Source organism: Neisseria sp. HMSC078H04, from assembly GCF_001838135.1.
Lineage (GTDB): Bacteria > Pseudomonadota > Gammaproteobacteria > Burkholderiales > Neisseriaceae > Neisseria.
In genome coordinates, this window is the sequence record NZ_KV835834.1 from 186,156 (window position 1) to 199,866 (window position 13,711).

Annotated in this window: 8 protein-coding genes; 1 reads left to right on the top strand and 7 read right to left on the bottom strand. The window is 51.0% G+C overall.

What is annotated here, in order from left to right:
- Nucleotides 1–7: 7 nt before the first annotated feature.
- From purL to HMPREF2560_RS05225, 6 genes are all read right to left on the bottom strand, one after another.
- Nucleotides 8–3,934, bottom strand: a complete 3,927-nt coding sequence (gene purL / locus HMPREF2560_RS05200) for a phosphoribosylformylglycinamidine synthase (protein WP_070608943.1) — start codon at nucleotides 3,932–3,934, stop codon at nucleotides 8–10.
- A gap of 308 nt (nucleotides 3,935–4,242) precedes the next feature.
- Entirely contained in the window at nucleotides 4,243–6,243 is a 2,001-nt protein-coding gene (rep, locus tag HMPREF2560_RS05205; protein ID WP_070608945.1) for a DNA helicase Rep, read from the bottom strand.
- 90 nt (nucleotides 6,244–6,333) lie between these two features.
- Nucleotides 6,334–7,269 (bottom strand): dihydroorotate oxidase, encoded by a 936-nt coding sequence (locus tag HMPREF2560_RS05210; protein ID WP_070608947.1) that lies wholly within the window; start codon nucleotides 7,267–7,269, stop codon nucleotides 6,334–6,336.
- A gap of 265 nt (nucleotides 7,270–7,534) precedes the next feature.
- Complete coding sequence (locus HMPREF2560_RS05215; RefSeq protein ID WP_070608949.1) at nucleotides 7,535–8,206, bottom strand: hypothetical protein; 672 nt, start codon at nucleotides 8,204–8,206, stop codon at nucleotides 7,535–7,537.
- 265 nt (nucleotides 8,207–8,471) lie between these two features.
- On the bottom strand, nucleotides 8,472–9,653 hold the full coding sequence (locus HMPREF2560_RS05220) for an aspartate aminotransferase family protein (RefSeq protein ID WP_070873758.1): 1,182 nt from the start codon (nucleotides 9,651–9,653) through the stop codon (nucleotides 8,472–8,474).
- A 112-nt stretch (nucleotides 9,654–9,765) separates the two neighbouring features.
- A complete protein-coding gene (locus HMPREF2560_RS05225) occupies nucleotides 9,766–10,710 on the bottom strand; it encodes a class I SAM-dependent methyltransferase (RefSeq protein WP_070461871.1) in 945 nt (314 codons plus the stop codon).
- Between the two features lie 336 nt (nucleotides 10,711–11,046).
- Here HMPREF2560_RS05225 and HMPREF2560_RS05230 point away from each other — a divergent pair, with 336 nt between their 5' ends.
- Nucleotides 11,047–12,456, top strand: coding sequence for a DEAD/DEAH box helicase (locus tag HMPREF2560_RS05230; RefSeq protein ID WP_070461873.1), 1,410 nt, complete (start codon nucleotides 11,047–11,049; stop codon nucleotides 12,454–12,456).
- A 124-nt stretch (nucleotides 12,457–12,580) separates the two neighbouring features.
- Here the strand turns inward: HMPREF2560_RS05230 and leuB are convergent, their stop codons facing one another.
- Nucleotides 12,581–13,651, bottom strand: a complete 1,071-nt coding sequence (gene leuB / locus HMPREF2560_RS05235) for a 3-isopropylmalate dehydrogenase (protein ID WP_004520344.1) — start codon at nucleotides 13,649–13,651, stop codon at nucleotides 12,581–12,583.
- Nucleotides 13,652–13,711: the final 60 nt, after the last annotated feature.

Here is a 13,711-nt window from a genome sequence, read left to right on the forward strand (position 1 = left end):
CTGCCGGTTAACCCAAAGCTTTCCTTGCTCCGGCGAAGAGGCGGTACCAGCCGGAGAGTTCGGTCCAGTCTTCCGGTTTCCAGCTCATTTGTGCGGCACGATAGACGCGTTCCGGATGCGGCATCATGATGGTCACGCGACCATCGGCGTTGGTTACACCGGCAATACCTTGAGGCGAGCCGTTAGGGTTGAGGGGATAAGTTTGGGTCACTTGGTTTTGACCGTCTACATATTGCAACGCAATGCCCAAATCAGCAGAAATGTTGCCGCCGTGAAGCGCGAAGTCGGCGCGGCCTTCGCCGTGGCTGACCACGACAGGCAGGCTGGAACCTTGCATTTCGTTCAGAATCAGCGACGCGGATTTCGGAACATGAACCATGCTCAGGCGCGCTTCGAACTGTTCGCTCAGGTTGCGTTTGAACTTCGGCCAGCCTGCCGTGCCGGGGATGATTTCGGCGAGGTTGCTGACCATTTGGCAGCCGTTGCACACGCCCAATGTCAGCGTGTTCGGGTCGGCGAAGAAGGCGGCGAACTGGTCGCGCAAGGCGGGGTGGAACAGGATGGATTTCGCCCAGCCTTCGCCCGCGCCGAGTACGTCGCCGTAGCTGAAGCCGCCGCACGCCGCCAGCATTTTGAAGTCGGCAAGGTGGACGCGGCCTGCCATCAGGTCGGACATATGCACGTCGTAAGCATCGAATCCGGCGCGGGTGAAGGCGGCGGCCATTTCGATTTGTCCGTTCACGCCCTGTTCGCGCAGGATGGCGATTTTGGGTTTCGCGCCGCTGTTGACGAAAGGCGCGGCGATGTCTTCGTTCACGTCGAACTTCACGTCGGCAAACAATGCGCTGCGGTCGTTGTCGTCAATCAGGGCAAACTCACTGTCGGCGCAGGCAGGGTTGTCGCGCAGACGTTGAATGGCGTGGCTGGTTTCCTGCCATGCGCGTTGCAGGTCGGTAAGGGATTGATTGAAAATTTCTTCTCCTGCATTGATGACCATATGGCCGCTGTCGGCAAACTCTCCCAAATAGTGCAGCGTGAGATTCAGTTTCTCGCACAAATTGAAAATATATTCGTGGTCGGCAGCGTGAACAGCAATAACGGCTCCTAATTCTTCGTTAAACAGGGTAGTTAGGACAAATTTTTGCCATTCTTGAGACGAGTAATACTCGTTTTGAACGTTAATATTTTTACTTACCATTGTCAGCAGGTCGAGATTCATGCCACGGCGAGAAGCAAATGCCATTTCTGCCAGAGTCACAAACAAACCGCCGTCGCTGCGGTCGTGGTAGGCCAGCAACTTATCTTCTTGAACGAGTTGCTGAATTAACTGATAAAACGCTTTCAGACGGCCTGCATCAATATCAGGTGCTTCGCCGCCGCTTCGGTTATACACTTGAGCCAGTGCAGACCCACCCATACGGCACTTGTTGTTGCCTAAGTCAATCATCAGCAGAATAGTGAACGAATTGGCATTGTCTTTTAATACGGGCGTAACGGTTTTGCGCACGTCTTGAACTGGCGCGAACGCGGAGATAATCAGGCTCAACGGCGAAACAACGGATTTTTTCTCTTCGCCATCCTGCCATACGGTTTTCATCGACAGGCTGTCTTTGCCCACGGGGATGCTTAAATCCAATGCCTGACAGGCTTTGGAAACGGCTTCGACGGTGCGGTAGAGTTTTTCGTCTTCGCCTTCGTTGCCGCACGCCGCCATCCAGTTGGCGGAGAGCTTGATGTTGCCGATGTCGCCGATATTGACCGCAGCGATGTTGGTGATGGCTTCGCCGACGCACATTCTGCCTGAAGCAGGCGCGTCAAACAGGGCGACGGTCGGTTTTTCGCCCATAGACATCGCTTCGCCGCGATAGGTGTTGAAACCCATCATGGTAACGGCGCAGTCAGCTACGGGGGTTTGGTATTTGCCGACCATTTGGTCGCGGTGGGTCATGCCGCCGACGCTGCGGTCGCCGATGGTAATCAGGAAGTTTTTAGCCGCTACGGTAGGCAGGCGCAGAACGCGGTAGGCGGCTTCGGTAATGTCGATATCGCCAGCGTTAAACGGTTTTTCAGACGGCGTAACTGTTTTGTCGGTGCGCGTGGTTTTGGGCGGTTTGCCGAGCAAAACGTTCAACGGCAAATCGACGGGATTGTTGGAGAATAAGTCGTCGCGTACTTTCAAATGACCATCGTCAGTCGCCGTACCGACTACGGCAAACGGGCAGCGTTCGCGTTCGCAGATGGCGCGGAAGGTCTCCAAATCTTTTTCCAAAATCGACAATACATAACGCTCTTGCGATTCGTTACACCAAATTTGCAATGGGCTGAGGCCGTGTTCTTCCAGCGGTACTTCGCGCAGTTTGAATACCGCGCCGCGTCCGGCATCGTTGACGAGTTCAGGGAAGGCGTTGGACAAGCCGCCTGCGCCGACGTCGTGGATGGAGATAATCGGGTTTTTATCGCCAAGCTGCCAGCAGCGGTCGATGACTTCCTGCGCGCGGCGTTCGATTTCGGGGTTGCCGCGTTGTACGGAGTTGAAGTCCAAAGATGCGTCGTTTGTGCCGGTGTTCATGGAAGAAGCCGCGCCGCCGCCCAAGCCGATGAGCATGCCCGGGCCGCCCAGTTGGATCAGCAATGCGCCTTCGGGGATTTCGTCTTTGTGTGTTTGTTGTGCCTGAATGCTGCCTAAGCCGCCGGCAATCATAATCGGTTTGTGGTAGCCGCGGACCTGACCGTCAAATTTTTCTTCAAAGGTACGGAAGTAGCCCAAGAGGTTCGGACGGCCGAATTCGTTGTTGAACGCTGCGCCGCCGATCGGGCCTTCAATCATGATGTCTAGTGGAGAAGCAATATGACCGGGTTTGCCGTAGGCTTGTTCCCACGGCTGCTCCAAGCCTGGAATATTCAGGTTGGAAACGGTAAAGCCGGTTAAGCCCGCTTTCGGACGTGAGCCTTTGCCTGTTGCGCCTTCATCGCGGATTTCACCGCCCGCACCTGTTGCCGCGCCCGCAAACGGCGCGATGGCGGTCGGATGGTTGTGCGTTTCCACTTTCATGATGATATGGGTGTCTTCTTCGTGGAAACGGTAGCCTTGGTTTTCCGCCGCATTCGGATAGAAACGCTCGACTTTTGCGCCTTCAATCACGGACGAATTGTCTTTATAGGCAACGACTGTGCCTTCGGGATGCGCATTGTGTGTATCGCGAATCATGCCGAAGAGGGATTTCGGTTGTTTTTCGCCGTTGAGGATGAAGTCAGCGTTGAAGATTTTGTGGCGGCAGTGCTCGCTGTTTGCCTGAGCGAACATCATCAATTCAACATCGGTCGGATTGCGGTTTAAAGCTTGATAGTTTTCAACCAGATAATCGATTTCGTCGGCTGAAAGCGCCAAGCCCATTTCGGTATTGGCTTTGACCAATGCCTCTTTACCGCCGCCCAATACATCTACGCTGGAGAAGGTTTCCGATTGGATATGGTGGAACAGTTGCGCCGCTGCATCGATGTCGGTCAACACGCTTTCGGTCATGCGGTCGTGCAATAGGGCTGCCCATTGTTGTTTTTGCCCGTCGGTAAGCGCACCTTCCAACCATACGGCCATGCCGCGTTCAATACGCTCAATGCCTTCCAAACCGCAGTTTTCGGCGATATTGGTCGCCTTGGAAGCCCACGGCGAAATCGTACCCAAACGGGGCGTTACCAAAAATAAATGCAAGCCCTCGCGCGCTTTGGGCGTTTGTTCAACGCTTTGCGCTGCCAGTAAGGCTTGCAGTTTTTCGACTGTCGCGGCATCAAGTGCTTTTTCGCTACCGACAAAATACCAAAATTCGCTGCTTAATTTGACTTCGGGCAGGCCGAGTGCGGCTGCTTTTTGGAAGAGTTTTTCAACACGGAAATCGGAAAGGGCGGTTACACCGCGCAAGGGCAGAACAACAGACATGGATTCAGCTCACAAAATGCAGTTGGGGAATCCATTATTATACCTGAAAAATGCAATTTTGCTTGTGAATTTATACTTCAAGTGTTGACAATTTTTGCTTGTAAATTGAAGGAGAATGGGAGCAATCGTGTCGCTTGATTTTTTATTTTTGTACCTGATTATTCGATTATTTTTGTTTATTTTTGAAGAATCGGGAGGAAGGGGGACGGATAGGCGTAAAGGTATAAAGTAAAAATTATTTGATTGTTGTCTTTGACATTTTACTGACAATAAGGCCGTCTGAAACCTTACTTTCAGACGGCCTTGTCTTAGCCTTTTCTTTTATTTCCCAGCATATCCAGCAAACCCGCCAGATTACTTTTTCCTTCTTCCTTGCTCACAATCGGCTCGCCGCCTTTGCGGCCTAGGATTTTGATGTCTTCCTGCGGCATTTCGTCTATGAAGCGGCTCGGCTCGGGGAACTGCCATGTGCCTTGCTTTTTGCGTTTGAGGCAGTGGGTCAGCGTAAGTTGACGTTTGGCACGGGTAATACCGACGTACATCAGGCGGCGTTCTTCTTCGACATTGTCTTCTTCGATGCTGTCGTTGTGCGGCAGGATGCCCTCTTCGCAACCGACAAGGAAAACGTAGGGGTATTCCAAACCTTTGGAAGCGTGCAGGGTGGAGAGTTTGACGGCATCGACTTCTTCTTCGCTTTTGCCTTCCAAAAGTGTCATCAGGGCGATGGTTTGGGCAAGCTCGATGATGTTTTTGCCGTCTTGCTCGCCTTTGCGTTCCAGCCAGCCTGTCAGGTCGGTAACGTTACGCCATTTGATTTCACCTGCTTTGCCTTCCTCATTGACCAGCAAGTGGTTTTCGTAGTCGATTTCTTTCAGCAGGTTATGGATAAGCTCGCCTGCTTCGCTGGTTTCGGCTTTAGCGCGGTAGCTTTCAATCATATCCATGAAGGCTTGCAGGTGTTGGCGGTTGGTGTTGTTCAGCAAAGCAAGGGCTTCTTCGGTTTGCGCGGCTTCATACAGGCTGCATTCGTGTTCGTGCGCGTAGGTGTTGAGTTTGCCCAACGTTACATCGCCGATACCGCGTTTGGGCGTGGTGACGGCGCGCAGGAAGGCGGGATCGTCGTTGGGATTGGCAAGCAGGCGCAAATAGGACAAAACGTCTTTGATTTCGGCTTTGTCGAAAAAGCTTTGTCCGCCGGAGAGTTGGTAGGGAACACGCGCGCTGCGCAAGGCTTCTTCGAAAATCCGCGCCTGATGGTTGCCGCGGTATAACACGGCGAAATCGGCGTATTGGGTTTTGTCGCCGCCGACCAGCTTCTGCTTGACGATTTGGCTGACAACCCAGTCGGCTTCGTGCTGCTCGCTTTGACAGGCAACGACCTTGACGATTTCGCCTTCGCCGAACTGCGACCAAAGTTTTTTGGTGAACAGCTTGGGGTTATTTTCAATCACTTTGTTGGCGATTTTAAGAATCCGCGCGGTGGAGCGGTAGTTTTGCTCCAGCTTGATGACCTTCATCTGCGGATAGTCTTCCTGCATTTTGCGCAGGTTCTCCATGTTCGCGCCGCGCCAAGCGTAGATGGATTGGTCGTCGTCGCCGACGGCGGTAAACATGCCTTCCGCGCCGGTCAAGAGCTTCATCAGGGTAAATTGGCAGGTGTTGGTGTCCTGACATTCGTCAACCAGCAGATAACGCAGCCGCCGCTGCCATTTGTTGCGCACTTCGCTATTTTGCTGCAACAGCACGGCAGGCAGACGGATTAAGTCGTCGAAGTCCACCGCCTGATAGCTTTGCAGGGTTTCCTGATAACTCGCATAGACGCGCGCTGTTTGTTGTTCCCACGCATTAGAGGCCGTCTGAACTGCCTCTTCAGGCGTTTTTAAATCGTTTTTCCAAAGGGAAATTTGATGTTGCGCTTTGAATATGGCTTCTTTGCCCGTACCACCCAAGAGTTCGCCGATGATTTTAGCGCTGTCGGTAGAGTCGAGGATGGAAAAGTTTTTTTTGTAACTGATTTGATTGGCTTCTTCGCGCAAAATCTTCATACCCAAAGAGTGGAAGGTGCAAATCGTCAGCCCGCGCGTTTGCGACTTGGGCAGCATTTTGGAGACGCGCTCCTGCATTTCCGTGGCGGCTTTATTGGTAAAGGTAATCGCGGCGACGGTATGCGGCAGATAGCCGACATTGACAATCAAATGCTTGATTTTTTGCGTAATCACGCCGGTTTTACCGCTGCCTGCGCCGGCAAGGACGAGCAGGGGGCCGCCTAGATATTTGACTGCGGCTTGCTGTTGGGGGTTGAGTTTCATTGAAGGGGAAGACGGGTAATGTGGGGAGCAATTATACAACAAGGCCGTCTGAAATTTTCAGACGGCCTTGGGCGTTTTTTAGAGTAAACCTTATTCAAAATATTTCAATTTGCCTTGGAAGTCTTCCAGTTTTTCGTAGCCTTTTTGCGCCATGATGGCTTTTAATTCAAGGGAAACCCGTTCAAAAATACCTACGCCTTGCTGGTGTAGCGCCGTGCCGATCTGCACCATGCTTGCGCCGCATAAGATGTGTTCAAACGCATCACGGCCGCTATAAACGCCGCCCGTTCCGATGACTTGGATAGATGGATCCAGTCTTTGATAGAACGCGTGGACATTGGCGAGCGCAGTCGGTTTGATGTATTGGCCGCCTATGCCGCCGAAGCCGTTTTTCGGGCGGATGACGACGGATTCGTCTTCGATATACATGCCGTTGCCGATGGAGTTGACGCAGTTGACGAATTTTAGGGGATAGCGGTTGAACACTTTCGCCGCTTGATCAAAATGGGCTATATCGAAATACGGCGGTAGTTTGATACCCAAGGGCTTGTCGAAGTAGGTAAAGGCATTATCCAAAATCATCTCGGTTGTTTCAAAGTCGTAGGCGATTTGCGGTTTGCCGGCGACGTTTGGACAGGATAGGTTGAGTTCGGTAATGCCGTTAAACCCGCTGTTTTGCACCTTTTCCAACAGGATATGTGTTTCGCCGGGCGACAGGCCGACCAGTGATAGGAAAAATGTCCGTTCCGGCTGAGACTCTTGAAGGGTAAGCAGGTAATCCAGATAGTAATCAATGCCTTGATTCGGCAAACCCATCGAATTGATGCTGCCGATAGGCACGTCCCGATAACGCGGCTCGGGGTTGCCTTGACGCGGGGTAAGCGTTGCGGTCTTGGTAATGAAAGTGCCTGCCGAAGACTGTCTGACTGCTTCCAATTCCTCAACAGTCATACATGACACACCTGCTGCGTTCATCAGGCAGTTGTCAAAAGAAAAACCAGCGATTTGGGTTTCCAATGATACCATCTCCTGCTCCTTTTCTTCGCAAAATCAAATTGTTTGCCAAGCGTAACACGAAGAGATAGCACGATTTTTAACAAACATCAAATGACAGGGAATGTAGGAATATGTTGTTTTATAGAATAAAGTAAAGACGTAAAAAGGTCGTCTGAAAGCAAGGTTTCAACAAAGTTAAAACCTAAATGTTTTTCAGACGACCTCTATCAAGACAAACATGGCTGTCTCAATCAAATAAAGTCAGTCGGCCATTAGTTTCCAACTGACCAAGCTATCAACGTTTTTTGAAGCTTTTCAGAGTACCGTCATTGTTAAATTCAAATTCGTATTCCGCACGATCGGTTTTGAGGAAACCGGTGATCCACTCTTTCTTACCGGTCGATACGAACAAGGAGTAATACACGTGAGGTAAGTCTGTTTCTTTGGCTTCTACTTCTTTGGCTTTTTCGCCGTAGGTTTGAGCGATTTTCGCGATATCGGCAAATTTGATTTCATCCAACGGGAAAACGTTGTCTTTCATATTTCCGTTGCCGGAAATGCGGACAGGTTGAGGCTCGCTCCATTTACCGTCTTCAAATTCGTAGTGGTCGATATTTTCGGGTTTGTTAGGGTCTTGAATTTCCACGGTAATGCGCGGACGTTTGCCGCCGTAGAAATGGATGTTTTGGAAAATATTGAGTGGTTTGCCACCGAATTGCGGCAGTGCTTTCAGCGCATCTTCAGCAGCTTGCAGAGCGGTTGCATCCGCCAAGAAATTGCCTGAAGAAACCACAGGTTTTACCTCAGGTTTTGCTTCTTCAGCAGGTTTTTCAGCATCTTTAGGGGCTTCTGCCGTATTACCTGCAGCAGCTTTTACAGGCTCATCGGAAGCCTGTTTGTTTTTATCACCACAAGCAGTCAAACTCAATGCAGCAGCGGTTACGAGGGCAAGCCATTTCATTTTCATTTATCAATCCTAACTTTGAAAATATGCGACATTGCATATATTTCACATTATAACAAACAAAGAAAAAATGTGTGAAAAATTAATAAGTTTTGTATTATGGCTGATATTTTCGAAGTTAATAATAAGTTTTATTTTGAATCTTTTATATGCCTGTTTTCATACTGGTCTCAGGCAAGAATCCAAGAGTTTGAACACTTTTATGAATAAGAAAGGTCAGCGGATTGGGATTTGAAGTGCAATAACCTTAGCTTATTATCTTGCTAGGTTAGGCTGTCCACTCTTTTAACGCCGCTTCAAAACGTTTCAAGCCTTCGGCCATGTCTTCATCGTTCAGCAGCAGGCTGGGGGCGAAGCGCACGACATTGGCGCCGGCAACCAGTACCATCAAACCGTGTTTCAAAGCGGCGGCGGTAATTTCCGATGCCTTGCCTGCGTATTCGTCTGCCAATACGCAGCCGAGCAGCAGGCCCATGCCGCGGACTTCTTTAAATACGCCGGTTTTCACGCCCAATTCACGCAAGGCCGTCTGAAGTTTTTGGCCTTGTTGCTGAACGTATGCCAATGTTTCGGGCGCATTGATGGTGTCAAACGCACGGCTGCCGACCGCGCACGCCATCGGATTGCCGCCGAAGGTCGAGCCATGCGTTCCGGGGCCGAAGGTTGGGGCGATTTTATCGGTGGTCAGAATCGCGCCAATCGGGAAGCCGCCGCCCAAGGCTTTGGCGGAGCTGAGAATATCGGGTGTTACGCCGTAATGCTCGTAGGCAAACAGTTTGCCCGTATGACCCATGCCGGTTTGTACTTCGTCCAAAATCAGCAAGGCGCCGTGTTTGTCACATAAACGGCGTGCGGCTTGCAGGTATTCTTGAGTGGCAGGCAGAATGCCGCTTTCACCTTGAATCGGCTCGATAATCACGGCGCAGGTTTTGTCGCTGACGGCTGCTTCCAATGCGGCAACATCATTGAAGGGGACGTGGGTAATGCCGGCCGGCAGCGGTGCGTAGTCTTTGCTGTATTTGGGCTGGCCGCCGACGGATACGGTAAACAGGGTGCGGCCGTGGAAGCTGTTGAGGCAGGAGATGATTTCGGTTTTGTGTTCGCCAAAATGATCGCGGCCGTATTTGCGCGCCAGTTTCAGCGCGGCTTCATTGGCTTCTGCGCCGGAGTTGCAGAAAAACACTTTGTCGGCAAAGGTGTTTTCGACCAGTTTTTGGGCCAATTCTTGCGCCGGTTGGGTGGTGTAGATATTAGAAATGTGCCAGAGTTTTTGCGATTGTTCGGCCAAGGCCGCAACCAAATCGGGATGGCAATGACCCAGCGCGTTCACAGCAATACCGCCTGACAGGTCAATGTACTCTCGTCCTTCGGTATCCCAAACCCGGCTGCCGATCGCGCGTTCCGGAATCATGGGGGCGAATGAGAAATTGGGCGTCAGGTAGTTTTGCATGTTCTTTTCCTTTTAATATTGTCAACAATTTCTTCAATTATGCGCTTATTGATTGAGAGATTCAATATGGCAATCAGGCCGTCTGAAAACTGGCTTTCAGACGGCCTGATGTTTATTTATGCTTGATTTCCCAACACTGATGGATTTTCTTGTTGCGGAAATCGTCGGGAACGGATTGTTTGGAAATGTCTTTGACGGCGTATTGTTCCGATACCGAATCGTCCAAGACGAAGCTGCGCAAGTTGTTGGAGAAGTACAAAAGACCGTCTGAAGCGAGCAGGTTCATCGCGCCGTCAATCAACTTTTTGTGGTCGCGCTGGATGTCGAGGATGTCGAGCATCTTTTTGCTGTTGGAGAAGCTGGGCGGATCCATGACGATAAGGTCGAACTGTTTGCCTTCGGCGGTGGCGTTTTGCAGGTATTGGAACACGTCGGCGCGGACGATTTTGTGTTGTTCGGAGTCGATGCCGTTAAGTTCGAAATTGCGTTTTGCCCACTCGAGATAAGTGTTGGATAAATCGACGGTTTCGCTGGATACCGCGCCCCCGGTTGCGGCATAGACGGTAAAGCTGCCTGTGTAGGAAAACAGGTTGAGGAAGCGTTTACCCGCTGCGGTTTCGCCGACTTTTTTGCGCGTGTTGCGGTGGTCGAGGAAAAGGCCGGTATCGAGGTATTTGTCGAGGTTGACCCAAAACTTGCGGCCGTTTTCAGTGATGACGAAATCGTCGCCGGTTTTGCCGGTTTTCTCGTATTGTTGTAAACCTTTTTGACGTTCTCGGCGTTTGAGGTGGATTTGTTCGGGCGCAAAACCGGTCACAAAACCGATGGCTTCCAATACATCGGCAAGCCATGCTTCGTATTCTTCGGGCTGCATCAGCCAGCCGGTATCGTATTCCTGAAGATGGATTTGGTCGCCGTAAACATCGACGGCAAAGGGAAATTGGGGAATATCGCGGTCGTAAATGCGCCAGGCTTCGATATTGTTGCGTTTGGCCCATTTCATAAGATGTTTGATGTTTTTACCTAAGCGGTTGGCAAAGGGGGTAATGTCGGTCATGGTTTCAGACGGCCTGAATAAGTATTGGGAAGGGGTTGGATTTTAACGCACTTGATGCCTTTTTGCTTGACTGTTATCCATAAAATCTATATTATCCGCCATTCGCCTTTTGATACGAAGCCATCGTCATCCAACCTAAACCGCCGTTTCGGGCGCGTTTCTTTTATTGCTTGCATATTTGCAAAGCCTTTTCTGTGCAGGTTGTCGTCGATGTTAACCACAAGCAAGATGCTTGCGACAACCCTGTAACTTCACATTTCCCGTATCGTTACTTTCCTTTGCTTCAGGTCGTCTGAAATTGTTCAGGCGTGCGCGTTGTTGTCTCTTAGGATAGATATGTCTATTAAATTTGCCGATTTGAACCTTGATAAAAACATTTTGTCTGCCGTAAGCAGCGAGGGTTATGAAAGCCCGACCCCGATTCAGGCGCAAGCGATTCCGTTTGCTTTGGACGGCCGCGACATTATGGCTTCGGCACAAACCGGTTCAGGCAAAACCGCAGCCTTCCTGCTGCCGACTTTGCAAAAACTGACCAAGCGCAGCGAAAAACCGGGCAAAGGCCCACGCGCTTTGGTGTTGACTCCGACCCGCGAACTAGCGGCTCAGGTGGAAAAAAACGCGTTGGCGTATGCTAAAAATATGCGTTGGTTCCGTACTGTCAGCATTGTAGGCGGCGCATCTTTCGGCTACCAAACCCGTGCTTTGAGCAAACCGGTTGACCTGATTGTCGCTACTCCGGGTCGTCTGATGGACTTGATGCAGAGCGGCAAAGTTGATTTTGAACGTTTGGAAGTGCTGATTCTGGACGAAGCCGACCGTATGTTGGACATGGGCTTTATCGACGACATCGAAACCATCGTTGAAGCAACGCCGAGCGACCGTCAGACTTTGTTGTTCTCTGCCACTTGGGACGGCGCAGTGGGCAAACTGGCGCGCAAACTGACCAAAGACCCTGAAACCATCGAAGTTGAGCGTGTGGATGATCAAGGCAAAATCGAAGAGCAGCTGCTGTACTGCGACGATATGCGCCACAAAAACCGCCTGCTCGACCACATCTTGCGCGATGCCAATATCGATCAATGTGTGATTTTCACGTCCACCAAAGCCATGACCGAAGTCATCGCGGATGAATTGTATGAAAAAGGTTTTTCCGCCAACTGCCTGCACGGCGATATGCCGCAAGGCTGGCGTAACCGTACGCTGATGGACTTGCGCAAAGGCCGCTGCAAAATTTTGGTTGCCACCGATGTAGCCGCACGTGGTATCGACGTACCAACCATTACCCACGTTATCAACTACGACTTGCCGAAACAGGCTGAAGACTACGTTCACCGCATCGGCCGTACCGGCCGCGCTGGCCGTACCGGTATTGCGATTACTTTTGCCGAAGTGAACGAATACGTCAAAGTACACAAAATTGAAAAATACATCGGCCGCAAATTACCTGAGCTGACCATCGAAGGCATGGAGCCGACACGTAAACGCAAATCTGCCGGTGGCAAACCGAAAGGTAAAGGCGGCTGGGGCGATCGTAAATCCGGCGGCTGGCGTGGTGATAAGAAACCGGCTAAAGAAGGTTTCGGCGGTAAAGCTCACGGCGAAGGCCATAAAAAAGACGGTTTCAAGAAAGATGGCTTTAAGAAAGACGGTTTCAAGAAGTCTGACGGTTTCAAAAAAGGCGGCGAAGGCTTTAAAGGCAAGCGCAAGTCTAACGACAGCTTTGGCGGCAAACATAAAAGAGGTTAATTTTTTCAATCTTAAGGCCGTCTGAAAAAACATAAGGGCGTGTGAAAACACGCCCTTTTTTATGGTTTCAAGTTTCGCATATAAAAAAGCGCGGGATTGATCCCACGCTTTTTCAGACGGCCTCTTACAAAGCAGCCAATACGGCATCGCCCATTTCTGAGCAGGAAACCAGTTTGGTACCTTCTTCGTAAATATCGCCGGTACGCAAGCCTTGTTGCAGTACTTTTTGTACGGCGTTTTCGACTTGTTGCGCGCGTGCTTCGTCGTTCAGGCTGTAGCGCAACAACATAGCGAGGGACAAAACGGTTGCCAGCGGATTGGCTTTGTTTTGACCGGCAATGTCAGGAGCAGAGCCGTGAGACGGTTCGTACAGGCCTTTGCCGTTTTCGTCCAAAGAAGCGGAAGGCAGCATACCGATGGAGCCGGTCAGCATGGAGGCTTCGTCAGAGAGGATATCGCCGAAGATGTTGCCGGTAGCAATCACGTCAAATTGTTTGGGCGCGCGTACCAACTGCATGGCGGCGTTGTCGACGTACATATGGGAAAGCTCGACATCAGGGTATTCTTTGCCGATTTCTTCAAAGATTTCGCGCCACAGTTCGGTGGTTTCCAAAACGTTGGCTTTGCCTACGGAGCAGACTTTTTTGCTGCGTTTTTGGGCGGATTGGAAGGCAACGTGGGCAATACGGCGGATTTCGCTTTCGCTGTATTTCATGGTGTTGTAGCCTTCGCGTTCGCCGTTTTCCAAAACACGGATGCCGCGCGGCTCGCCAAAGTAAATATCGCCGGTCAGTTCGCGTACGATAAGGATGTCGAGGCCGGCTACGATTTCCGGTTTCAGAGTGGAAGCATTGGCCAGCTCTTTATACAAAATGGCAGGGCGCAAATTAGCAAACAGATTCAAGTCTTTACGGATGGCCAACAATCCGCGCTCAGGGCGCAATGGACGGTCGAGATTGTCGTATTGAGGAGAACCGACTGCACCAAGCAGTACCGCATCGGCTTTACGGCAAAGGTTTTGCGTGAATTCTGGATAAGGATGGCCGTATTCGTCATAGGCTTCGCCGCCCAAAGGCGCGTATTCGTAGCTGACATCCAAACCTTGTTCGATAAGTTTGTCGAGTACGCGGACGGTTTCTGCAACGATTTCAGGGCCGATGCCGTCGCCGCGCAAGATAGCGATATGTTTGGTCATTTCGGGTTTCCTTATGGGAAGGTTTTAGGTAAAGGGCAGGTCGTCTGTTTTTCAGACGGC